The organism is Pseudomonas sp. TAA207 (assembly GCF_001529285.1).
Taxonomy (GTDB): Bacteria; Pseudomonadota; Gammaproteobacteria; order Pseudomonadales; family Pseudomonadaceae; genus Aquipseudomonas; species Aquipseudomonas weihenstephanensis.
Window position 1 is genome coordinate 112,389 of the sequence record NZ_LLWJ01000069.1, and the last position, 22,395, is coordinate 134,783.

The following is a 22,395-nucleotide window of genomic DNA, read 5'->3' on the forward strand; positions in this document are numbered from 1 at the left end:
CACCCTCTGCCGGAGGGCGAGGGGCTGATGTGTGGCGTTTAGTCCCCTCTCCCTCTGGGAAAGGGCCAGGGTGAGGGTCAGCGCCCTGAAGCTCGACCACCTGCAAACAGGGACACTCGCTATGCCCACTGCCCTTTATCGTTTGATCCTCGCGTTGCTGCTGTGGCTGCCCCTGGCCGCCCACGCCGATGACGCCAGCGACTTTGCCGCGGCCAACCTGCCACAGCAGGTCAAGCTGCTGGAAAGCTGGGCCGCCCAGCCAGACCCGGCTCGCACCGAATTGATCATGGCCCTGCTACACGGCCAGATCACGGTCGACGGCCAACCCAAAACCGTGCGTCTGAACAACCGCCTGCGCGGTTTGATCGACACCGCACTGGCCAGCCATCAACTGCTCTCGGCCGACCCCACGCTGCGCCTGAGCGCTGCGCAACAATTGCAAAAGACTGCCCAGCCTGCGCAGTTGGTGCTGCTCAACCGTCGCCTCACCCTCGAAGCGGACGACAAGGTGTACGCAGCCCTGAACCTGGCGCTGGCCAATTTGCAGTTGGTCGATGCCGACCCGACGGTGCGTTTGGCCGCCGTGCGCCTGCTCGGCGAAACCGGCGAGCCATTGGCCCGCACCCGCCTTGAAACCCTGTTGCAGCCCGAGGTCGAGACCGATGCCCGCGTGCGCACCGCCGCCGAGACCAGCCTGGCGCAAGTCAAACGTAAGCTGTTGATCGGCGACCTGCTGGGTCAAGCATTCAGCGGCCTGTCACTCGGCTCGATTCTGCTGCTCGCGGCCCTCGGGCTGGCCATCACCTTCGGCCTGCTGGGGGTGATCAACATGGCCCACGGCGAAATGCTGATGCTCGGTGCCTACTCCACGTATTGCGTGCAGTTGCTGTTCCAGCGCTTCGCCCCCGGCGCCATCGAGTTTTATCCGTTGCTGGCCCTGCCGGTGGCGTTCTTCGTCACGGCGGGCGTGGGCATGGTGCTGGAGCGCACAATCATCCGTCACCTCTACGGCCGCCCGCTGGAAACCTTGCTCGCCACGTGGGGCATCAGCCTGATCCTGATCCAGTTGGTGCGTGTGCTGTTTGGCGCGCAGAACGTTGAAGTGGCCAACCCGGCGTGGCTCTCGGGCGGCATTCAAGTGCTGCCCAACCTGGTACTGCCCTACAACCGTCTGGTGATCATCGCGTTCGCGCTGGCCGTGGTGTTTCTGACGTGGTTGTTGTTGAACAAAACCCGCTTGGGTCTCAACGTTCGCGCCGTCACTCAAAACCGCAACATGGCTGCCTGCTGCGGCGTGCCCACCGGGCGCGTTGACATGCTCGCGTTCGGTCTGGGTTCGGGGATCGCCGGGCTGGGCGGCGTGGCCTTGAGCCAGGTCGGCAACGTCGGCCCCGACCTCGGCCAGGGCTACATCATCGACTCGTTTCTGGTGGTGGTGCTGGGCGGCGTCGGCCAACTCGCAGGCACGGTGTACGCCGCATTGGGGCTGGGTATCGCCAACAAAATCCTCGAACCGCAGATCGGTGCCGTGCTCGGCAAAATCCTTATCCTGGGGCTGATCATTCTGTTCATTCAGAAACGCCCGCAAGGTCTCTTCGCGCTTAAAGGACGGGTGATCGACTGATGAATCAGCCACTGATGCTCACCGCAACCCAAAAAGCAGGCCCGGCCCTGACTGCACTGATTGGCGGACTCGTGCTGCTGGTGCTGCTGGCCTTGCCCTTGCTCTCATTGCTGCCCGCCGACAGCCCGTTTCAAGTCTCGGCATACACCTTGACCCTGGTCGGCAAAATCCTCTGCTATGCCATCGTTGCGTTGGCGCTCGACCTGGTGTGGGGCTACGCCGGGCTGTTGTCGCTGGGCCACGGTTTGTTCTTCGCCCTGGGCGGCTACGCGATGGGCATGTACTTGATGCGTCAGGCGTCGGGTGATGAATTGCCCGCGTTTATGACCTTTTTGTCGTGGACTGAATTGCCGTGGTACTGGGTCGGCACCGAGCATTTTTGGTGGGCCATGTGCCTGGTGGTACTGGCGCCCGGTTTGCTGGCGCTGGTGTTTGGGTTTTTCGCCTTTCGCTCACGGATCAAGGGCGTGTATTTCTCGATCATGACCCAAGCCCTGACCTTCGCCGGGATGCTGCTGTTTTTCCGCAACGAGACCGGCTTTGGTGGCAACAACGGTTTCACTAACTTTCGCAGCATTCTGGGCTTTGGCATCACCGAACCCGGCACTCGCGCCGCGCTGTTTTTCGCCACGGTGCTGTTGTTGGCGGGTAGCCTGTTTGTGGGCTGGCGCCTGGCGCGCAGCAAGTTTGGTCGGGTGCTCACCGCGGTGCGCGATGCTGAAAACCGCCTGATGTTTTGCGGCTACGACCCGCGCGGTTTCAAGCTGTTTGTGTGGGTGTTGAGCGCCGTGCTGTGCGGTTTGGCCGGAGCCTTGTATGTGCCGCAAGTGGGCATTATCAACCCCGGCGAAATGTCCCCCACCAATTCCATCGAAGCGGCGGTATGGGTCGCACTGGGCGGGCGCGGTACGCTGATCGGCCCGTTGCTGGGCGCAGGCGTGGTCAACGGCATGAAGAGCTGGTTCACCGTAGCCTTCCCTGAATACTGGCTGTTCTTTCTGGGCGCACTGTTTATCGTCGTGACCCTGTACCTGCCCAAAGGCATCATCGGCTTGCTGAAAAAGAGGGGCGAATAATGCGCATCACGCCAACGGCAGCATTTATGCTCGAACCCGCATTTGACCCCAACAAAGACGCCGGCAGCAGCCGCGACGCCATCGGCCTCGGCCAAGCGGCAGGCCGAGGGTTGAATACGCGCCACGGCACGATCCTGACCCTGGAAGGCATCAGCGTCAGCTTTGAGGGGTTCAAGGCGCTCAATAACCTCAATCTGTACATCGGCGTCGGCGAACTGCGCTGCATCATCGGGCCCAATGGTGCGGGCAAGACCACGATGATGGATGTCATCACCGGCAAGACGCGCCCCACCGAAGGCCAGGCCTGGTTCGGCGAAACCCTGGATTTACGGCACATGAGCGAAGTGCAGATCGCCCAGTCGGGCATCGGTCGCAAATTTCAGAAACCCACCGTGTTTGAAGCCCTGAGCGTGTTTGAAAACCTTGAGCTGGCGCAAAAAACCGACAAGTCGGTATGGGCCAGCCTGCGCGCCACCCTCACGGGCGAACAAGCCGACCGCATCGGTGAGGTGCTCAACACCATTCGCCTGACGAGTGCGGCGCATCGTCCGGCAGGGTTGCTGTCTCACGGGCAAAAGCAGTTTTTGGAAATTGGCATGTTGCTGGTGCAAGACCCGCAGCTGTTGCTGCTGGACGAACCGGTGGCGGGCATGACTGACGCTGAAACCGAGTTCACCGCCGAGCTGTTCAAAAGTCTGGCGGGCAAGCACTCGCTGATGGTGGTGGAGCACGACATGGGGTTTGTCGGTTCGATTGCCGATCACGTCACCGTCCTGCATCAGGGCAGCGTGCTGGCCGAAGGGTCGCTGGCGCAGGTGCAAGCGGATGAACGGGTGATCGAGGTGTATCTGGGACGTTGAACAACGGGTCGGCGTCGTTTATCAGGAATCCAAACATGCTTAAAGTCCAAAAGCTGCATCAGTTCTACGGCGGCAGCCACATCCTGCGCGGCGTGTCGTTTGAGGTAAACGTCGGCGAAGTCACTTGCCTGCTGGGCCGCAACGGCGTGGGCAAAACGACGTTGCTCAAGTGCTTGATGGGCTTATTGCCGATCAAAGAAGGGGGCGTGAGTTGGGAAGGTCATGCCATCTCCACCCTCAAACCCCACCAGCGGGTGCACGCAGGCATTGCGTACGTGCCACAGGGCCGGGAGATTTTCGGCCGCCTCAGCGTGGAAGAAAATCTGCTGATGGGCCTGTCGCGCTTCCCCGGCAGCGAGGCCAAAGAAGTGCCCGCGTTCATCTACGAGCTATTCCCGGTGCTGCTGCAAATGAAGCATCGGCGCGGCGGCGATCTGTCGGGCGGGCAACAGCAACAACTGGCCATCGGTCGCGCGCTGGCCAGTCGCCCGCGCCTGCTGATCCTCGACGAACCCACCGAAGGCATCCAGCCCTCGGTGATCAAGGAAATCGGCGCCGTGATCAAAATGCTCGCGGCACGCGGGGACATGGCCATATTGCTGGTAGAGCAGTTCTACGACTTTGCCGAGGAACTCGCGGATCAGTACCTGGTGATGTCACGGGGTGAAATCATTGCGCAAGGTCGCGGTGAAAATATGCAAACAGAAGGTGTGCGCGGGCTCGTGACGATTTAATCTGTAACTCTTTGTTACCAGAATGGCCTCTTATGAATTTACCTGCCAATACCGCCTTGTTCACCCCTAGCTGGCAGGCCGAGCTGGAGCTGGGTTATGGGCGTTTTGGCGACAGTACGCGCCCGACCCTGCGCCGTCATCTCGGGCCTTTGCGCGTACAAAAGCACCTGTACGCCGAAGGCCCCCAAGTGTGCCAGCACATCATCGTGCACCCCCCCGGCGGGATTGCCGGCGGCGATCAACTCGACATTCGCGCCAGCGTCGGGCCCGATGCCTGGGCCCAACTCACCAGCCCCGGCGCCGCCAAGTGGTACCGCGCCGCAGGCCCGGCGTATCAAAGCGTTGAGCTTAAGGTGGCCGCAGGCGCGACGCTGGAGTGGCTGCCGCAAGAAACCATCGTATTTAGCGCAGCGCAGGCCGAGCTCACTACGCGCATCGCGCTTGAGGGGGATGCCCGTTTGTTTTATTGGGACATGGTGGCGTTGGGACGACTGGCCAGTGGTGAGCGTTTCGAGCACGGGTCTTTTCAATCGCAACTGGATATTCGCCGCGACGGCCAGTTGCTCTGGCATGAGCGCCAGCGCATTGTGGGCGGCGACGGATTGCTGGCCTCGCCCATTGGGCTGGATGGCCACCCGGTGTTTGCAACGTTGCTGGTGACGGGAGAAATCAGTGCTGAGCTGCTGCAAACCTGCCGCAGCCTGGCCAACCCGGTGCGGGGTGATCTGACGCAATTACCGGGTTTACTGGTGGCCAGGTGCCTGGCGGGGGAAGCGTTGCAGGCCCGGGGCTGGCTGATTGATTTATGGCGACTGCTGCGCCCGGCATTGTTGGGGCGCGAGGCGTTGGCGCCGAGAATCTGGAGCACCTGAAGAGCCCCTCGCCCCAACCCTTTGAGCTGAACGCAGGTGAGCACACACGTCACGCGACACACAAAATAGCCCTCTCTTGCTCCGGGAGAGGGTCAGGGCAAAAGGCCCGATTACTTTTTAACTGCCGAACACGGACCCCTCATGGACCTGACTCCACGCGAAAAAGACAAAATGCTGATCTTCACCGCTGGCCTGCTGGCGGAGCGCCGATTGGCGCGCGGGGTGAAACTCAATTACCCGGAAACCATTGCCTATATCTCAGCCGCCCTGCTCGAAGGCGCCCGCGATGGCAACACCGTGGCCCACCTGATGCATTACGGCACCACCTTGCTCACGCGCGAGCAGGTCATGGAGGGCATCCCGGAAATGATCCCCGACATTCAGGTCGAAGCCACCTTCCCGGACGGCACCAAGCTGGTCACGGTCCACCAACCCATCGCCTGAGGCGCAGCCATGGCTTACGTTATTCGTGATGCAGTCCCGGCCGACCTGCCGGCGATTCTCGATATTTACAACGATGCAGTGCTCAATACCCTCGCCATCTGGAACGAGAACACCGTCGACTTGAGCAACCGCCAGCAATGGTTCGACGCTCGCCAAACCCAGGCTTACCCCATTCTGGTGATCGTGGATCACGCCAACGTGCCATTGGGCTATGCCTCATTTGGTGACTGGCGCCCCTTTGAGGGCTTTCGTCATACCGTCGAGCATTCGGTGTACGTGCACCCCGATCAGCGCGGCAAACGCCTTGGCCCGCAGTTGCTGGCAGCGCTGATTGAACGCGCCAAAGCGTGTGACAAACACGTCATGGTCGCCGCGATTGAAAGTGCCAATGCCGCCTCGATCCATGTGCATAAGCAACTCGGGTTCGTCACCAGCGGGCGCATGCCGCAAGTGGGCATCAAGTTCGGGCGCTGGCTGGACCTGACCTTCATGCAATTGATGCTCAACCCCGGCGCCCTGGCGCCACAGGAGCGCGACCAATGAGCGCTGAACAGGTGCTGCGCGTCACGCCGCAAACGTTCGCTCGCTACCGTGAAGGCTTGATTGCGCTGCTGGTGGACGCCGTTCATCACGGCGCGTCCGTCGGGTTTATGGCCAACCTGGACCCGGCCCAGGCCAGCCAGTATTTCAACGAGGTGCATACCCAACTGGAGCAAGGCAGTGTGCTGCTGTGGGTGTTGGTCGAAGACCAGCGCGTGCTCGCCAGCGTGCAATTGGCCTTATGCCAGAAAGCCAACGGCCTCAACCGGGCCGAAGTGCAAAAGCTGCTGGTGCTCAACGAAGCGCGGCGCCGGGGCTTGGGCCAAGTGCTGATCCACGCGTTGGAACAAGGCGCACGCCAGCAACACCGTGGCCTGTTGCACCTGGACACCGAAGCTGGCTCGCCCGCCGAAAACTTCTACAGCGCGCTGGGGTATACCCGCGTCGGTGAACTGCCCAACTATTGCCGCAGCCCCGACGGTCACTACAGCCCCACCGCCATCTACTTTAAAACCTTGAGTGAACCGCAATGATTCCAGGCGAATACCGCATCGAGTCCGGCGATATCGAGCTGAATGTGGGCAGGCGTACCCACACACTGAGTGTGTCCAACCGCGGTGACCGACCGATTCAGGTCGGTTCGCACTATCACTTTTTCGAAACCAACGATGCGCTGATGTTTGATCGCGGTGACAGCCGTGGCATGCGCCTCAATATCCCGGCTGGCACCGCCGTACGCTTCGAGCCGGGGCAAACTCGTGAAGTGGAACTGGTCGAACTGGCAGGTTTGCGCCGCGTGTTCGGCTTTGCCGGGCGAGTCATGGGCGATCTGGATTGACATAAGCCACACAAATGCCGCCTTTGCGGTTGCTTCGCGACCGGGCGCAGTCTTCAGCAACTGCTACAGGTCACTATTAGGAACGACACACCATGAAAATTTCCCGTCAGGCCTACGCCGATATGTTCGGCCCCACCGTTGGCGACAAAGTTCGCCTGGCCGATACCGAGCTGTGGATCGAGGTCGAGCAGGACTTCACCACTTACGGCGAAGAAGTGAAGTTTGGCGGCGGCAAAGTGATTCGTGACGGCATGGGCCAAAGCCAGTTGCTCGCGGCCGAGGTGGTCGACACTTTGATCACCAACGCGCTGATCGTCGACCACTGGGGCATTGTCAAAGCCGACGTGGGCCTGAAAAACGGGCGCATTCACGCCATCGGCAAAGCCGGCAACCCGGATATCCAGCCCAACGTCAGCATCGCCATCGGCGCCAGCACGGAAGTGATTGCGGGCGAAGGCATGATCCTCACCGCCGGTGGTATCGACACCCATATTCACTTCATCTGCCCGCAACAGATCGACGAAGCACTCAACAGTGGCGTCACCACCATGATCGGCGGCGGCACCGGCCCGGCGACCGGCAGCAACGCCACCACCTGCACCTCTGGCCCGTGGCACATGGCGCGCATGCTGCAAGCGGCAGACGCATTCCCGATGAACATGGGCTTCACCGGCAAGGGTAATGCCAGCCTGCCACAACCCTTGATCGAGCAAGTCGAAGCGGGCGCCATCGGCCTTAAATTGCACGAAGACTGGGGCACCACACCGGCCTCCATCGACAACTGCCTGACGGTGGCCGACCGGTACGACGTGCAAGTGGCGATTCACAGCGACACGCTGAACGAGTCGGGGTTTGTCGAAACCACCCTCGCCGCCTTCAAGGGCCGCACCATTCACACCTATCACACCGAAGGCGCGGGCGGCGGGCATGCGCCTGACATCATCAAAGCCTGCGGCCTGACCAACGTACTGCCCAGCTCGACCAACCCGACCCGCCCGTTTACGCGCAACACCATCGACGAACACCTGGACATGCTGATGGTGTGTCACCACCTGGACCCCAGCATCGCCGAAGACGTGGCCTTCGCTGAAAGCCGCATCCGCCGTGAAACCATCGCCGCCGAAGACATCCTGCACGACCTTGGCGCGTTTTCGATGATCAGCTCCGACAGCCAGGCCATGGGCCGTGTGGGCGAGGTCATTACCCGCACCTGGCAGACCGCCGACAAAATGAAGAAACAACGTGGCCCGCTACCGGAAGACGGCGTGGGCAACGACAACTTTCGGGCCAAACGCTACATCGCCAAATACACCATCAACCCGGCCATCACCCACGGCATCAGCCACGAAGTCGGCTCAATCGAGGTGGGTAAATGGGCCGATCTGGTGCTGTGGCGCCCGGCGTTTTTCGGGGTTAAACCGACGTTGATTCTCAAAGGTGGCGCCATCGCATCGAGCCTGATGGGCGACGCCAACGGCTCCATCCCGACCCCGCAGCCGGTTCACTACCGGCCAATGTTCGCCAGCTACGGCGGTTCTCGGCATGCCACCAGCCTGACCTTCATCAGCCAGGCGGCCGCTGAGGCCGGAGTGCCCGAAACCTTGGGCCTGAAGAAGCAAATCGGCGTGGTCAAAGGCTGCCGTGATGTGCAAAAAACCGACCTGATTCATAACGGCTATTTGCCCAACATTGAAGTCGACCCGCAAACCTATCAGGTCAAGGCGGACGGTGTATTGCTGTGGTGTGAACCGGCAGACGTGCTGCCAATGGCCCAGCGCTACTTTCTGTTTTGAGGCCAGGCGCAGGTCAGGTTGCGATCTGACCTGCGGTTCACTGGCTCAGATCAAGAGTCACCCCGGCCAGTGATGGGTTCGTCCTCATCCGGCGTCGACACTTCACGTCCCATCGCTTCATCCGTCAGTGCCTCCATCAATCTGCGCCGCTCAACCCCAAAGGCGAGGACTTGCGCATCGTAGACGTCATCGGGCATGACATACCCCTCAGGGACAGAGCCGGGCAACATGCCCAGGGTGCGAGCCTTTTGCACAATGGTTTCGCGCAGTGCGGCCTTCTGTTCAGCCGACAGGTCGGTACCCGAAACCCACGCTTGCTGCGCGACCTGCAAGTCGGTCAAGGCATCGACTTTGAGCGCCAATGCGTCAAATCTGGAGCGATAGGCACCCTCAATAAAGTTGATCCACATCGGCTGCTCCAGCAATTGATTACGCAAGCCCTCTCCTTGCTCCAGCGCCCTCACCCAATCATGTGCGCTGTCCGTCATGGCCTCGGTCACGTCCTCCTCCGGGAACATCAGTTCAGGTGACTGCCACGGCAACCCCAGCCGGTCCGCCAACAGCGTGGTGTAGGTCAGGTACACCTCCACTTCATCAATATCGCGCATCGCGACACCCTGTTCATCGTAGTGAAGGATACGGTCCCCCAACGCGTTGTATTGCGGATGGCGGCGCCCTTGTGCCTCCAGCTCAGTCACGCGTGCACGGGCAACACGCCCTAGTTGATCCAGACGGCACTTGCCTCTGGCCAGGTCTAACACTTCAAGCCTGACCAGCCATTCCATGGGTGCCTTGTAGGCTTCATGCAATAACACCTCGACACCCAGCGCATTGAACAACTGAGCCCCTGCATCCACGCAGGTAAAAGGCGCCTTGGCCATCAAAAACAGTTTGTCGCGCAGTTCATCGCTTTCATCCATCGCCTCCAGCATGCGCCAGATTTTGGTGCTCATGTCCGCCTGGAACGCAGGCGTGCGATAGCGCATGTTGCTTGCTTGATCACTGAGGATTTCGAAGAACGGCTCCGCGTTACCGGCATATTCGATACGGTTCCACAACGCCTGTTTAGGCGCCACGTCATCGACCGACAAGACGCTGATCCAGTGATGGCTGGCCAACTCCTCGCGCGGGGGGCGCGCACGCTGGGAAGAGATGCCCACCGATTCGCTGTACAGGTTGTATCTGGCCAACACCTCTTGCGTTAAAGCGTGACGTGTCACGACCGTGCGGGCCAGGGTGCCCGCCATGCTGGAGCCTGGCTCAACGTGGGGGATGTGCGCCAGGGGATTGTTTTCGAGATAAAGCCTGAACGTGCGAGGTCGCGGATGCGCCAGCAACCCGGTTGGCCAGCGATCAAGACCGCAACCGTTGAGGGAGACGCCGACCAAATCCGGCATGCGGCTGATGTCCAGCGACACACCGATGGGGCTTGCATCCAGAGACAAGGCCCGCATTTGGGTCATTCGGCCGATCTGTTGAACATCGCCGGGCGTGAGGACAATTTTATTGGACGCCAAATCCAGCTGTTCAAGCTGGCGCATTTGCGCAAGGGAGGGGGGTAAGCGGGTCAGTTGGTTGCTGTCCAGGTCAAGCGCACGCAATTGAGTGAACTGAGACACAAACCCGTCAATGGCATCGCTCGCGCCAATGCCTGACAAGGACAACTTGCTGACATGGGTAAAATCGGCCGTTAACGGCGGTAGGGTTTCCAGTACTGCGCCTAATGCATCGACATCGAGGATCAGAGCCTGACCCATGTGCCGCCCGGCATCATTAAAATGGCGCGAACCTGTTCGCTGCCATGCACAAAGCAAACGGTCCTGGACCCATAATCTGGCCTTGACGGTCGGGCGCTGTGTGGCCAGCGGCGAATCAAGCTCCACCGGTTGGCCATCGATGGGCAATATCAACCAGTCTTCAAGATCGGTTACAAGCTGCACAAACTCATCTTCCAGAGCGGCTATGTGCGTGCGTGCATTGACACCATGCAACTCTAGGAACCCGGTCAATTCGGCTTGCGTAAAGCTGGGGTAGAGCTGAAAAAGGCGCGTCCTGTAGGTATCGGCAAGGCTTGACTGCGCCGTGATTGGCCCCCGACCACTCAACGGATAACCAACCCGGCCGCCTGGCAGGCGTTCGGGCGGCAGGAAAAAGGGTTGGCTTTCACCGCGCATTTTCAGTAATACGCGCAAGTGCTCGCGGGGCAAAGCGTGTTGCTGGATGCGGCCTTTTAACGCCCCACCTTGCCAGACACCCGGCAAACCTATGGCCCGGCGATGAGCGTCGGGCAATGCATGCTGAAGGCTGTTGTACAGGTTATCGACACCGTGCAGCTCATTGCCCAGACCATCGAAAGCCTGATATTTACCGTCCGACACGCGGACCAGTACTTTGCGCTCTGCGACATCGCTGGCCCCGCAACTTGCCCTCACCTCCCCCGAAAACCTGTTGCTGCGTATCTCCAGGCGCACATCGTTGCGCCAGCCCGGTAACTCCAATAGCGTGTTCAACACCAACATTTCAGTGTCTTTGTCGACCAGCCCTTCCAGGTACAAGCCCAGGTAAGCAGAGGACAGCCGCGAGTCACGCTGTATTCGCCTGGCAGCGCCCATCAGCCTGGACGGGACCTTGCCTGAGTTTAACGCTGCCAGTTCCAGAGCATTGGCATCGGCCACTAACCTGCGGGCAATTGAGGTCGGTAGCGTGGGGAATATCCGTTGCAATAACTCAATAGAAGGCCGCGCAGGATCGGTGCTCAACAGAGGGTCTTCATACAGGCTGATGAACAAACGCTGCGTATTGAACTCCATTTGCTGGCTCAAGCGGTGCCTGAATGACTCAAGGCGCTCTGAACGCTCAAGCGTGGTGCGCTCGCCCAGCAAACGTTCAAGTTGCGAGGTACTCAGAGCATCCACTACACGCTCGGGCAACTGGCCATTCATCAGGTCCGCACGGCTTATGCGAATCACATCCGCACCGCTGGCGTTCGCATTGCCATAACGGACCACAGCACTCTGCGAAGCCAGCGAGTCATACAGTTCAATGGCTTTACTGGCAGGCCACCCTGGCAATTCAACGGTAAAAGCGGTGGCATAACTGCACAGCTCGTTGGAAATACGCCCGGCCCGGACTTCGCTCACCGCACTCATGGCCTTGGAGTAAGCCCTGAACTGGCGCAGGCTTTCTATTAACAGCAAGGGGGTGGGTTCGTTCTCGGTATAAAGGCGTCGCAACTCATCTTCGCGTACGTCGCAGACCTTGAGGATGTGCTCAAAATCATTGTCGCTAAACCCCTGCGCCAGGGGCCCGAGACGGCGCTTGAGCTGACTGCGCTCCCACATCACAGGTTGCTCGCCTTCATGCACCCAGACGCCGTGCCCGTTGTGTCTGAATGTGGGTTGATAAGCCTGCGGGCGACGTGGGTGGACTGCGCGGTAGTGCTCAGTCAGAGGGTCTTTACTCAGCACATAGTGCTTGCCTTCATGGGGTAAAACCTGCTGATTATTGAGCCGGTGCAGACCAGCGTCGTTGGGGTTGGAGTGAGGCGGTACGTCAATCGTGTGTGCATAGGGCGTTATATCCCCGCTCCACAAGCGTTGCCTGGCACCTGGCAAGGTAATCACTTTGAGTTTTTCAATCACCGGCGTGACGACGGCATGCATCGCCGCGCCGCCCACGGCCAGGGTCGCCAGGTTCTCCACGACATCACTGATGTGCCCCCACGCGGCATCGGTATCGCCTGCCGACCATTCTTCAATGCCTTCAATGGTTTCGTAGAGCAACTGCGCGACCATCACCACCATCATGACTTCGCCTAATGCAGGCACAGCCATTGCCACCAGGTTTACCGCAAACAGGCCAATGTTCAGGTAATGCGCCCAGCGCGCAGAACGATTATTCGCGTCCGCATCGGCGGTCGGCACGGCCAGGTTGCGGGCATTGCCAAACATGCGCCCGCGCATGTCTTCAAACAACACCCCCCACACGTCGACCTCATCCCTTAGCTGATGGCCGCTCATAGCGCAGAGCACCAGATGAATCTGCGGGTGTTCGGCCTGCTCACGATGTGTGTGCACATCTGGAATGGGTTCCACGCGAATAAGCGCAAACGGCACAGGGGCCAAGGCGTGAAACCAGAACTGGGTCTTTTCGGAACGAAACCACTCGCCACCCCACGGTTGAGCGGGAGCTTCTTTGACCAACTCGGTCAGCCGTTTGTAGTAATAAGGGCGCTCTTTCTGGTCGATATAACGGCTTAAGAACTGCTGATAGGGGGTCAGTGTTGTCAGCCTGGCTTGATCAGGTCTGGCCGTGAGTTTGCGCACCCACTCGTCACGCAAGCTGGCATAACTCGCATACTGCTTGAGCGGGTGTTGGGGGTCGCCGGGTATCCAGGCAATCAGCTTCTCAGTGCGCCTATCCTCATAACTGAGCGAAAAAATCACGCAGCCTTTGAGTTCAATGCCCATCACACAAGGGGTGCGATACCAAAGCTGTCGACCATCCGCCAGTTTGATCCCGCGTTCGCCATTCAGCACTCGCTGAATCAAGGCATGCGATGCGCTGTCTATATCGCCCTTATGCCACGCAACCTGCGCATCGACTTTAAGCACCGCGTGCTGATGCGTGAGGTAGCGAGAGCGTAAAAGATCAAGCGACACCTTGTTGACCGGGTTCAAGGTGTTGCTGAGCAAGGTTTGATACTGCCCGCCAATATCCAGCCTTCGACACAACTGCGTAAACGCCTCAAGGGTCAGGTCGGTGGCATACGATTTAAAGCGGCCCTGCTCATCGGGCGATGTAATAAAGCCCGAACCTCCCGCAAAATAACGCTCTTGGGTCTCGGGTTCTTCAAAGTTATGCAGCGCGGCTTGAAGCAATGACAGGGTGCGCGTACTAAACCCGCCGGTGGCGACGCCAAAGGCATCAAACGAAGGCGTGTAGAGGCGCACATATACCTGATCGACGGGCACGCTGTAGCCTGCGTTTGTCAGTGCTTGCGTCAACAACGGCCGGGCAAAGTCGTTCAACGCAGGAATAACACCCAGCGCTTTCTCCAGTGTGTTCAGCGACTGACCACGAGCGTCGATCATCACTTTGAGTGCGTCTTTTTCTTTGAGCGTTAACCCGCCAAACCACTCAGGTACTTGGGCCTGGGTTTGCCTTAAGGCTGAGCGCCGTTCAGTGGTCGTTTCAACCAGCCACGGTGGAACCACGTGTTTAAAAAGCCGGTAATGGCGCCTGTGCTCCACAGGAACAGGCGACGCTGACAGGGGTTTATCAAGGGGTTGGGCCATGTCAAAAACCTCATAAATGATGAGGCCCGAGCTTATCGGCGGGGGTCTTTAGACGCGGGGTATCTATCTATAGAGGCGTCCAGCGGCAGTATTGAAAAAGATCGACAAGCGCTAAGATGCGACCTCTTTTTTCCTGTGCTTCATAGCAAGGTCGCGGTTATGCGTTTATCTGAGTTCATCGTGCAAGAGGTTGACCGTATCGTCGATGAATGGGAGAGGTTTGCCGCTACCATCACTCCCGCCGCCAACACGATGGACAGCATCGCGCTGCGCGATCACGCCAAAGTCATTTTGCTGGCCGCCTCACGGGACATGAACACCGCTCAGACAGCCAGCGAGCAGCAGGCAAAAGCTGAAGGTGAGGGCGCTGAAAAAACCCCAAGCCTGGACCAGGCTGCCGCCAGTCACGGAGAGCTGCGCCATACCGTGGGCTTTGATCTGGTGCAGATGACCTCGGAATTTCGTCATTTACGGGCCACGGTCATCCGCTTGTGGGTAGGCAGCCTGCATGTCCCCGAGCAAGCGCATTTCACCGACATGATCCGCTTCAACGAAGCCATTGACGAAGCGCTGGCCGAATCCACCGCGGCGTATGCCGAACAGGTTAACCGTTCGCGGGATATCTTCCTCGCCATCCTGGGCCACGACTTGCGTGCGCCCTTGCAAGCGGTGAGCATGTCCACCGAAATGCTGGTGCGCAAAGCCAGGCTCGATGCCGATGCCCTGAACTATGTGAGCGCGATTAAAAATGGCACTCGCCATATGGGCTCGATGGTCAGCGATTTGTTGGCATTTGTGCGCAGTCGCCTGGGCAGCCAGTTGCCTATCGAACGTGTCACGCTGGATTTGGGCGAAGCCTGCCGCGCCGCCCTGGCCGAAGCGTGTGCCGGGCAACCCGACTGCGAGCCGGTGCTGACCGTTGACGGCCCAGTGCAAGGCGAATGGGACCGTGGGTTGATCAACCAACTGCTGCAAAACCTGATTGGCAATGCGCTGCAACATGGCAGCCACAGCCGCGTGGTGACCGTAACCTTGACCGGCGGCGCCGAACAAGTGCTGCTCTCGGTGCACAACCGCGGTACACCGATTGACGAAGGTTCGCTGGCTACCCTGTTCGACCCGTTGGTTCGCAGCCCGAGCGAAGACGTCAGCCTGCCGGGCACCTCCACCAGCCTGGGGTTGGGCCTGTTTATCGTCAAAGAAGCGGTCAACGCCCACGACGGCACCATTGAGGTCACCTCGACCGAAGCCGAAGGCACCACGTTTACCGTGACATTGCCGAAAAAAGCTTAACCCGTGCAGGCGCTGGCGCAGACTGCGAGCTGTTGATATTGAGTCACAGATCGCAGCCTGCGGCCGCTCCTACCGGTCGGTCATGCGTTGGTGTTGCCCACAAACCGTCCCAACTGCTGCTTCAATCGACGGTTTTCAGCGCGCAGTTGCTGCACTTCTTCCACCAGCTGCAGCGCCAGAGCAACGCCCTCCCACTCCAGTTCAAGCTCCTGATGCAGCTTGGCTGCACGCTTTGCGATGACCAGTTCATAGTCTTCAAAACGCCACGCATCGGGTGCGCGGCCCTGAGGTTCGATAATTCCGTGTTCGACGATCTCTATCACGTAAGCGGCCGGGATATTGGCCTCTTCGCAGAACCTTTCCATGTCCAGCTGAACGATCAGGGTGCTGCTCATGATCAATTACTCCATTGGGCTCTCGGATCAAAGGCGGCTTTATCAGCCAACGCTTGCCACAGGGCTTTGGTCGCCTCGTCGGTGTGTTTAGGCATGACCACTTTCAATTGGGCATACAAATCGCCGCGCTGACCTTTCTTGTCTGCCAGGCCGTGGCCTTTGATGCGCAAACGCTGGCCGCTCTGGCTGTCCGCACGAATGGTCAGGTTGAGGGTACCGGTCAGGGTGGGCACAGCGACCTTGGTCCCCAGTGCCGCTTCCCACGGAGCCAACGGCACCGTGATCACCAGATCGTGACCTTCAACGTCAAACTTCGGATGCGGTGCAAAACGAATGATCAGGTACAGATCACCGTTGGCCCCGCCACCTGCGCCCGGGCCGCCCTGCCCTTTCAGACGGATGCGCTCACCGTCGGTCACGCCGGCCGGGATTTTCACGTTCAGGGTCTTGCTGACGCCACCGATCTGGAAACTGATCGGTTTGGACTCGCCCGACAGGGTTTCTTCAAGGAAAATCGGCAATTCCATTTCTACATCCTGCCCACGACGGCCCGCACTGCGGCCCGATTGCCCACCAAAGCCATTACCGCGCGAACCGAAGATCGAGCTGAAAAAGTCTGAAAAATCGCCTGTATCCTCGAAGCCACCGCTTGAGCGACCCTGCCAGCCAGGGGGGCCCTGAAATGGCTGCCCGTGCTGACCGTACTTACGCATTTCGTCGTACTCAGCACGTTTGTCGGCACTTTTGAGTGCTTCATACGCTTCATTGACGTCCTTGAACTTGTCCTCGGCGTCCTTTTCCTTGCTCACATCCGGGTGATATTTGCGCGCCAGCTTGCGATAGGCGGTCTTGATCGCCTTATCGTCAGCCGTGGGCTCGACACCCAGGATCTTGTAATAGTCTTTGAAGTCCATGTAAGGATCACCATCCGTTATCAAAAGCGCGCCGCTCGGGTTACCCGGCCTGTCGATTGACCGATCTCAACCTTGTGACTGAACAGCGCTGCAAAAGTTTATCGGCAGCCTGCGGGCTTCACGCAATCGCCTGCCAACTACCAAGCCAATGTCTGGAAGTTTGGGGGTGAAGGATAGTCTTTCAAGGGGATTAAAACCTGCGAATTAACGAATAGTCGCGCTTCGATTCTGTGAGCGACTGACATACACTGCGCGGCCGTTTTTTAACCGGAACACGACAGACATGAAAAGCGCCTCTCCAGCACGTGCCTGCGGCATCGACTTCGGCACGTCCAACTCCACCGTCGGCTGGCTGCGCCCAGGCGTGGACACCCTCATTGCGCTGGAGGACGACAAGATCACCCTGCCCTCAGTGGTGTTCTTCAATATAGAAGAACGCCGCCCGGTGTATGGCCGTCTGGCGCTGCATGAATACCTGGAAGGTTACGAAGGCCGCCTGATGCGCTCGCTCAAGAGCTTGCTGGGCTCCAAGCTGATCAAGCACGACACCAGCGTGTTGGGCACTGCCATGCCATTCAAGGACTTGCTGGGGCTGTTCATCGCGCAGCTGAAAAAGCGCGCCGAGGCCACCGCAGGTCGTGAATTCGAAGAAGTGGTACTGGGCCGCCCGGTGTTTTTCGTCGATGACGACCCGCTGGCCGACCAGGAAGCCGAGAACACCCTGACCGACGTGGCACGCGCCATCGGTTTTAAAGAAGTCTCCTTCCAGTACGAACCCATCGCCGCTGCCTTCGACTACGAGTCGACCATCGAGCGCGAAGAACTGGTACTGATTGTCGACATCGGCGGCGGTACGTCCGACTTCTCGCTGGTGCGCCTGTCGCCCGAGCGTCGCGGCATGGACAACCGCCAGGACGACATTCTGGCCACCGGCGGCGTGCACGTAGGCGGTACTGACTTCGATAAACAGCTGAGCCTGCAAGGCGTGATGCCGCTGTTTGGCTACGGCAGCCGGATGAAAAGCGGCGCCTACATGCCCACCAGCCACCACATGAACCTGGCGACCTGGCACACCATCAACTCGGTGTACGCGCAAAAATCACAATTGGCGCTGGGCAGCATGCGCTACGACATCGAAGACACCGGTGGTATCGACCGCCTGTTCAAATTGATCGAACAGCGCGCCGGTCACTGGCTGGCGATGGAAATCGAAGAAACCAAAATCCAGCTGACCCACAACGAAAGCCGTCATTTGCCGCTGGACCGGGTAGAACCCGGGCTGGCCGTTGATTTGAGCCGCGTCATGTTTGAAGCGGCGATCGACAACCAGCTTGAGCGCATCCGCAACAGCGTGACGCAATTGTTGGGCAGTGCAGGCGTGGCTGTCGAGCAAGTGGATACGGTGTTCTTCACCGGGGGTTCGAGCGGCATTCCGGCGTTGCGCCAGAGTGTTTCGGCCATGCTGCCCAATGCACGCCATGTAGAAGGCAACATCTTCGGCAGCATCGGTAGCGGTTTGGCAATTGAAGCCAAGAAGCGCTACGGCTAAAAGCCCCTCACCCCAGCCCTCTTCCAACAGGAGAGGGCTGGCGGCTAAACCAACCCCACCTGCTTCAACTCACTCTTCAAATACGCGTAGTAAATCGGCCCAGCCACCACACCCGGCAGGCCGAACGCCGCTTCAAACACCAGCATCGCCAACAACAGTTCCCACGACTTGGCGCTGATCTGCCCGCCCACAATCTTGGCGTTCAAAAAATATTCCAGCTTGTGGATAACAATCAGGTAGGCCAACGCCCCCACGGCCACCCAAATCGACAGCGACAAGCCCACGATGGTGATCAGCGTGTTGGAAATCAAATTGCCAATCACGGGTAACAAACCCAGCAGAAAGGTCAGCACGATCAGGGTTTTGGTCAGTGGCAAGTGCACACCGAACAACGGCAGCACCACTGCCAGGAAGATCCCGGTAAACGCGGTGTTGAGCAGTGCAATCTTGATTTGCGCAAAAACGATGTTGCGAAACGCCTGCACCAACAGGTGCAAACGCTCAAACAGGGCCGCAGACAACGGCTTGCGCCGGCTCACATCAGGAATGCGCTGCAAGGCGATGATCGCGCCCAGCACCATGCCGATCAGCAAGGTCACGAACATGTGCGCCGCATCCTTGCCCACCAGTTGCAAGTCACTGAGGTGCTTGTTCATCCACGCGCCAATGGCCACACGGAACTCGGCAGCACTGGCGGGCAAATAACTGTCTACAAACGGCGGCAGCTGCCCGCGCGCTTTGTCGACCACGGCCATGAACTTGTTCAGCGAGGCGCCGGGATTTTCGGCTTCATGCAGTAGAAAGCTGATGGCACCGGCAAATATCAGCGCCAGTACGCTGACCACCAACGTGCCCAGCAACATCACGGCCAGCCATCGCGCACGACGCCCGGCGATCAGGCGTTGCAGTTGCGGTGTGAGCATGTTGACCAACTCGTACACCAACAGACCCGCCAGCAAACTGGGTAACAGACGCAAAGGAAAAACCAGCAGCAAGCCGCCCGCAATAATGATGTAGCTGGCCAGCAGAATGTGACGCTGAGAAAACGATGGCATACAGCCTCAAAACAAGCAGCGCGAAAGGATGGGCAGTCTGCCAGCCTTCGACGGGGATCACTACAACTTGTGACTGGCGCAGGCGTGTGCACGCCTCATATCGGGTCGATAGGCAAGCGGCGAAGGGTTAGAGGCGCGTCTGAATGAACGCGCTACTGCGCAACTCTTCGCAGTCTGCGGCAGCGACTACGCCGGTTCAGTGCATTATTTGCTCTTCAAGCACGTGCTCATGAAGGCTTTGCGGGCGTCGCCTTTAAGCGCTTGGGTGCCTGCGGTGGCGTTGCAGGTTTTCATTTTTTCCTGCTGCGTGGCAGCACCGGCCGGTTTGGCTTTGAGGCAGGCGCTCATGAATGCTTTACGCTCATCGCCCTTGAGGGTTTTGGCGCTGGCATCTGCGTTACAACGGGTCATTTTGTTTTGTTGGGCCGTGGCCGCAAACCCCTGGGAGCACAGCAACACACCCAGCAGCAGCAAAGGAACACGCAGCATTTTCATGGAGTTTTCTCCTTACGCCGTGCCGGATGGCCACGGACTTCATCGCAGTGTAGACAAACTCTGTTACAGCTTCCTCTGTGCGATCAAACATGCCGCGCCTGACGCCGGTACTGCTCAGGCGTGCAACCGGCCTGGCGTTGGAACATTGCAATAAACGCCGACGCGGTGCTGTAGCCCATGTCAAAGCCAATGTCCTGCACGCTGCGTGGCGATTCCAGCGCCTCGATGGCCGCCAAAAACCGCAGGCGCTGGCGCCACTCACCAAAACTCATGCCCAACTCGCGCACAAACAGCCGCGCCAATGTGCGTTCACTCACATGCACCTGTGCGGCCCATTGCCCCAACGGGCGGTTGTCGCCGGGCTGATGTTGCAGCGCGGCCAGCACCACGCCCAAACCCGGGTGATTGGCGTAGGGCAAATAACATTGATGCACCGACGCCTGGCTCAGTTGATCGACCAATACGTGGGCCAGCCGTTTGTCAGCCTCACCCTGGGGAATGTTGACGTCACGGCGTGCGAAATCGCTGAGGATGGCTTTGAGAATATCGCTGATCGCCAGCGTGACCGGCTGGCTCGGCAAATGCTGACAATGCGCCACGTCCAGATACACCGAACGGTAAACAATCGCCTGCGCGTTATAGGAGCTGTGCTCCGTGTGGGGTGGAATCCACAACGCGTACTGCGGCGGCGACATAAAACGCTGCCCTGCCACCTCGTACCGCATCACCCCGTGGGCCACATAGTCCAGCGAACCCCACGCATGGCAATGCGCCTGCGCATGGCTGTCAGCGTCAATTTCGGCGTAACGAAAGTAGACCGGAGCCGGTAAAGCGTCGAACTCGGGGACGCTGATCAGATTCTTGCGCATGCTGTCTGGATTCAATAAGAGGTTGGCCGGATCGAAGTATAGGCCTGCGAACAGACAAGCGGATAATCGCCGCTCATTAACCCTGTGGTTGTTCCTGATGCAATACGCGTATCCCCTGCTGGCCATTTTTATCTGGGCCGGTAACACCGTTATCAACAAACTAGCGGTCGGCGCGATCTTCCCCTCAGAGATCGGCTTTTACCGCTGGCTGCTCGCGGGTCTGTTGTTCACCCCGTTTATGCTCAAACCGATAGTGGCCAATTGGCCGGTGATCCGCCCCAACCTGGGCAAGATTTTCGTCCTGGGGGTGCTCGGCATGGCGGTCTATCAAAGCCTGGCCTACTACGCGGCCGCCCGCACGTCGGCCACCAACATGGGCATCATCTTGTCGCTGATGCCCTTGATGGTATTGGCCATGTCCATCATCAGCCTCGGCCAGCGCCTGACAGCGGGTGCATTGGTCGGCGCGGTGCTGTCATTTATCGGCGTGCTGGTGGTGGTGTCCGGTGGCAGCCTCGGCGCATTGCTAGATCACGGTTTGAACCTGGGCGACGCGATGATGCTGGTCGCCACGCTGGCCTACGCGATCTACAGCACCTTGTTGAAAAAGTGGCAGCTGCGTTTACCGCCGTTGCAGATGCTGTACCTGCAAGTGTTGGTGGCAATTGTGGTGCTACTGCCGCTGTACCTGATCTCGCCCAAGGTTGGCCCAACCGTGCACAACTTTGGGTTGGTGCTGTACGCGTGCGTATTGGCCTCCATGATTGCGCCGCTGGCCTGGATGAAAGCCGTCGTGTTGCTCGGCCCGAGCCGCACCACGCTGTTCTTCAACTTGCTGCCATTAATTACCGCACTGATTGCCGCCGTGGTGCTCAAAGAGCAACTGCACAGCTTCCATCTGATCGGGGGGGCGCTGACCCTGGGCGGCGTGATTCTGTCGGAACGCTGGACTACACCGGTGCGCAACATCCGATAAAACTTTCTCGGCCAGCTGAACTCACACCTTATGAACCGACTTCGCCAGCAGAGCGAGGCGGCAACCGGATTAGTGAGGAGATTGAAATGACCGAGATGCAATTGTCCGACAAGCAAACCCTTCGCGATCGCGCTCGCAAGAACGTCGAAGAAGGTGCCGTAACCGAAGGCTACAGCGCAGATCGAGAAGAAATCCTGCGTTTGCTCAACGAGTCGCTGGCCACAGAATGGGTGTGCGTGCTGCGTTACAAGCGCCACTACTTCATGGCCACGGGCCTGAAAGCCAGCGTGGCCGCGGATGAGTTTCTGGAGCATGCCAATCAGGAAATGCAACACGCCGACAAACTGGCCGAGCGCATCGTCCAGCTAGGTGGCGAGCCGGAGTTCAACCCGGACCTGCTGTCCAAGAACTCCCACGCTCAATACGTGGCCGGTAAAAACTTGAAAGAGATGGTCTACGAAGACCTGGTGGCCGAGCGGATTGCGGTCGACAGCTACCGCGAAATCATCCAGTACATCGGCGACAAAGACCCGACTACCCGCCGGATCTTTGAAGAGATTCTCGCCCAAGAGGAAGAACACGCCGACGACATGGCGGATATTCTCAAAGACCTGTAAGCCTTCGCAGATATTGAAAAGCCCGCCCTCAGGCCATGAGGGCGGGCTTTTTTATGCCGGTTGAACAGCGCCCTCACCGTTCAGCAGAGCGCTGATCGGCGGTGCGACGCGGACTGGCTCTGCTCTTGGCCCCCTCCCCCACCGGGAGAGGGTC

At 59.2% G+C, this 22,395-nt stretch carries 20 protein-coding genes; 14 read left to right on the top strand and 6 right to left on the bottom strand.

All coding sequences use genetic code 11. The features are described 5' to 3' along the window. Nucleotides 1-121: 121 nt before the first annotated feature. The 10 genes from urtB (at nt 122) to ureC (ending at nt 8,781) form a co-directional block, all read left to right on the top strand. Nucleotides 122-1,624: an urea ABC transporter permease subunit UrtB gene (gene urtB, locus AP059_RS16125; protein ID WP_059763431.1), complete on the top strand. Its 1,503-nt coding sequence runs from the start codon at nt 122-124 to the stop codon at nt 1,622-1,624. Then, a complete protein-coding gene (urtC, locus tag AP059_RS16130) occupies nt 1,624-2,700 on the top strand; it encodes an urea ABC transporter permease subunit UrtC (protein ID WP_059763432.1) in 1,077 nt (358 codons plus the stop codon). The genes urtB and urtC overlap by 1 nt, the downstream gene beginning before the upstream one ends. After that, complete coding sequence (gene urtD / locus AP059_RS16135; protein WP_059763433.1) at nt 2,700-3,560, top strand: urea ABC transporter ATP-binding protein UrtD; 861 nt, start codon at nt 2,700-2,702, stop codon at nt 3,558-3,560. The genes urtC and urtD overlap by 1 nt, the downstream gene beginning before the upstream one ends. Nucleotides 3,561-3,595: 35 nt before the next feature. Then, entirely contained in the window at nt 3,596-4,294 is a 699-nt protein-coding gene (gene urtE / locus AP059_RS16140; RefSeq protein ID WP_059763434.1) for an urea ABC transporter ATP-binding subunit UrtE, read from the top strand. A 32-nt stretch (nt 4,295-4,326) separates the two neighbouring features. Beyond that, nucleotides 4,327-5,166: an urease accessory protein UreD gene (locus AP059_RS16145; protein ID WP_048364394.1), complete on the top strand. Its 840-nt coding sequence runs from the start codon at nt 4,327-4,329 to the stop codon at nt 5,164-5,166. A 141-nt stretch (nt 5,167-5,307) separates the two neighbouring features. After that, on the top strand, nt 5,308-5,610 hold the full coding sequence (ureA, locus tag AP059_RS16150; protein WP_059763435.1) for an urease subunit gamma: 303 nt from the start codon (nt 5,308-5,310) through the stop codon (nt 5,608-5,610). 9 nt (nt 5,611-5,619) lie between these two features. Continuing rightward, the gene (locus AP059_RS16155) at nt 5,620-6,153 is read left to right on the top strand and encodes a GNAT family N-acetyltransferase (protein ID WP_059763436.1); all 534 of its coding nucleotides are present in this window, start codon (nt 5,620-5,622) and stop codon (nt 6,151-6,153) included. Further along, a complete protein-coding gene (locus tag AP059_RS16160) occupies nt 6,150-6,683 on the top strand; it encodes a GNAT family N-acetyltransferase (RefSeq protein WP_059763437.1) in 534 nt (177 codons plus the stop codon). Before AP059_RS16155 ends, AP059_RS16160 begins: the two co-directional genes overlap by 4 nt. Beyond that, a complete protein-coding gene (locus tag AP059_RS16165) occupies nt 6,680-6,988 on the top strand; it encodes an urease subunit beta (RefSeq protein WP_059763438.1) in 309 nt (102 codons plus the stop codon). The genes AP059_RS16160 and AP059_RS16165 overlap by 4 nt, the downstream gene beginning before the upstream one ends. A 92-nt stretch (nt 6,989-7,080) precedes the next feature. After that, nucleotides 7,081-8,781, top strand: a complete 1,701-nt coding sequence (gene ureC / locus AP059_RS16170; protein WP_059763439.1) for an urease subunit alpha — start codon at nt 7,081-7,083, stop codon at nt 8,779-8,781. A 50-nt stretch (nt 8,782-8,831) separates the two neighbouring features. On the opposite strand, the gene AP059_RS16175 is transcribed toward ureC, so the two are convergent. Then, nucleotides 8,832-14,078, bottom strand: coding sequence for a dermonecrotic toxin domain-containing protein (locus AP059_RS16175; protein WP_059763440.1), 5,247 nt, complete (start codon nt 14,076-14,078; stop codon nt 8,832-8,834). A gap of 159 nt (nt 14,079-14,237) precedes the next feature. On the opposite strand from AP059_RS16175, the gene AP059_RS16180 reads away from it, so the two are divergent. Then, on the top strand, nt 14,238-15,371 hold the full coding sequence (locus tag AP059_RS16180; protein WP_059763441.1) for a sensor histidine kinase: 1,134 nt from the start codon (nt 14,238-14,240) through the stop codon (nt 15,369-15,371). A gap of 80 nt (nt 15,372-15,451) precedes the next feature. On the opposite strand, the gene AP059_RS16185 is transcribed toward AP059_RS16180, so the two are convergent. Together AP059_RS16185 and cbpA are read right to left on the bottom strand one after the other, a co-directional pair. Further along, nucleotides 15,452-15,766, bottom strand: coding sequence for a chaperone modulator CbpM (locus tag AP059_RS16185; RefSeq protein WP_059763442.1), 315 nt, complete (start codon nt 15,764-15,766; stop codon nt 15,452-15,454). A gap of 2 nt (nt 15,767-15,768) precedes the next feature. After that, nucleotides 15,769-16,680 carry a curved DNA-binding protein gene (gene cbpA / locus AP059_RS16190; RefSeq protein WP_059763443.1) on the bottom strand — a complete coding sequence of 304 codons (912 nt, stop codon included), beginning with the start codon at nt 16,678-16,680 and terminating at the stop codon, nt 15,769-15,771. Between the two features lie 283 nt (nt 16,681-16,963). Here cbpA and AP059_RS16195 point away from each other — a divergent pair, with 283 nt between their 5' ends. Then, nucleotides 16,964-18,229: an Hsp70 family protein gene (locus tag AP059_RS16195; protein ID WP_048364404.1), complete on the top strand. Its 1,266-nt coding sequence runs from the start codon at nt 16,964-16,966 to the stop codon at nt 18,227-18,229. Between the two features lie 44 nt (nt 18,230-18,273). On the opposite strand, the gene AP059_RS16200 is transcribed toward AP059_RS16195, so the two are convergent. From AP059_RS16200 to AP059_RS16210, 3 genes are all read right to left on the bottom strand, one after another. Continuing rightward, nucleotides 18,274-19,284: an AI-2E family transporter gene (locus tag AP059_RS16200; protein WP_059763444.1), complete on the bottom strand. Its 1,011-nt coding sequence runs from the start codon at nt 19,282-19,284 to the stop codon at nt 18,274-18,276. A 204-nt stretch (nt 19,285-19,488) separates the two neighbouring features. Then, a complete protein-coding gene (locus AP059_RS16205) occupies nt 19,489-19,779 on the bottom strand; it encodes a PsiF family protein (protein ID WP_048364406.1) in 291 nt (96 codons plus the stop codon). 83 nt (nt 19,780-19,862) lie between these two features. Further along, complete coding sequence (locus tag AP059_RS16210; RefSeq protein WP_059763445.1) at nt 19,863-20,648, bottom strand: AraC family transcriptional regulator; 786 nt, start codon at nt 20,646-20,648, stop codon at nt 19,863-19,865. Between the two features lie 97 nt (nt 20,649-20,745). On the opposite strand from AP059_RS16210, the gene AP059_RS16215 reads away from it, so the two are divergent. After that, a complete protein-coding gene (locus tag AP059_RS16215; RefSeq protein WP_059763446.1) occupies nt 20,746-21,624 on the top strand; it encodes a DMT family transporter in 879 nt (292 codons plus the stop codon). A gap of 86 nt (nt 21,625-21,710) precedes the next feature. Beyond that, on the top strand, nt 21,711-22,241 hold the full coding sequence (locus AP059_RS16220; RefSeq protein ID WP_059763447.1) for a ferritin-like domain-containing protein: 531 nt from the start codon (nt 21,711-21,713) through the stop codon (nt 22,239-22,241). Nucleotides 22,242-22,395: the final 154 nt, after the last annotated feature.

Bases quoted from the DNA above. Each gene is read 5' to 3' on its own strand.
- urtB (WP_059763431.1), top strand. From the start codon at position 122: ATGCCCACTGCCCTTTATCGTTTGATCCTCGCGTTGCTGCTGTGGCTG.
- urtC (WP_059763432.1), top strand. From the start codon at position 1,624: ATGAATCAGCCACTGATGCTCACCGCAACCCAAAAAGCAGGCCCGGCC.
- urtD (WP_059763433.1), top strand. From the start codon at position 2,700: ATGCGCATCACGCCAACGGCAGCATTTATGCTCGAACCCGCATTTGAC.
- urtE (WP_059763434.1), top strand. From the start codon at position 3,596: ATGCTTAAAGTCCAAAAGCTGCATCAGTTCTACGGCGGCAGCCACATC.
- AP059_RS16145 (WP_048364394.1), top strand. From the start codon at position 4,327: ATGAATTTACCTGCCAATACCGCCTTGTTCACCCCTAGCTGGCAGGCC.
- ureA (WP_059763435.1), top strand. From the start codon at position 5,308: ATGGACCTGACTCCACGCGAAAAAGACAAAATGCTGATCTTCACCGCT.
- AP059_RS16155 (WP_059763436.1), top strand. From the start codon at position 5,620: ATGGCTTACGTTATTCGTGATGCAGTCCCGGCCGACCTGCCGGCGATT.
- AP059_RS16160 (WP_059763437.1), top strand. From the start codon at position 6,150: ATGAGCGCTGAACAGGTGCTGCGCGTCACGCCGCAAACGTTCGCTCGC.
- AP059_RS16165 (WP_059763438.1), top strand. From the start codon at position 6,680: ATGATTCCAGGCGAATACCGCATCGAGTCCGGCGATATCGAGCTGAAT.
- ureC (WP_059763439.1), top strand. From the start codon at position 7,081: ATGAAAATTTCCCGTCAGGCCTACGCCGATATGTTCGGCCCCACCGTT.
- AP059_RS16175 (WP_059763440.1), bottom strand. From the start codon at position 14,078: ATGGCCCAACCCCTTGATAAACCCCTGTCAGCGTCGCCTGTTCCTGTG.
- AP059_RS16180 (WP_059763441.1), top strand. From the start codon at position 14,238: ATGCGTTTATCTGAGTTCATCGTGCAAGAGGTTGACCGTATCGTCGAT.
- AP059_RS16185 (WP_059763442.1), bottom strand. From the start codon at position 15,766: ATGAGCAGCACCCTGATCGTTCAGCTGGACATGGAAAGGTTCTGCGAA.
- cbpA (WP_059763443.1), bottom strand. From the start codon at position 16,680: ATGGACTTCAAAGACTATTACAAGATCCTGGGTGTCGAGCCCACGGCT.
- AP059_RS16195 (WP_048364404.1), top strand. From the start codon at position 16,964: ATGAAAAGCGCCTCTCCAGCACGTGCCTGCGGCATCGACTTCGGCACG.
- AP059_RS16200 (WP_059763444.1), bottom strand. From the start codon at position 19,284: ATGCCATCGTTTTCTCAGCGTCACATTCTGCTGGCCAGCTACATCATT.
- AP059_RS16205 (WP_048364406.1), bottom strand. From the start codon at position 19,779: ATGAAAATGCTGCGTGTTCCTTTGCTGCTGCTGGGTGTGTTGCTGTGC.
- AP059_RS16210 (WP_059763445.1), bottom strand. From the start codon at position 20,648: ATGCGCAAGAATCTGATCAGCGTCCCCGAGTTCGACGCTTTACCGGCT.
- AP059_RS16215 (WP_059763446.1), top strand. From the start codon at position 20,746: ATGCAATACGCGTATCCCCTGCTGGCCATTTTTATCTGGGCCGGTAAC.
- AP059_RS16220 (WP_059763447.1), top strand. From the start codon at position 21,711: ATGACCGAGATGCAATTGTCCGACAAGCAAACCCTTCGCGATCGCGCT.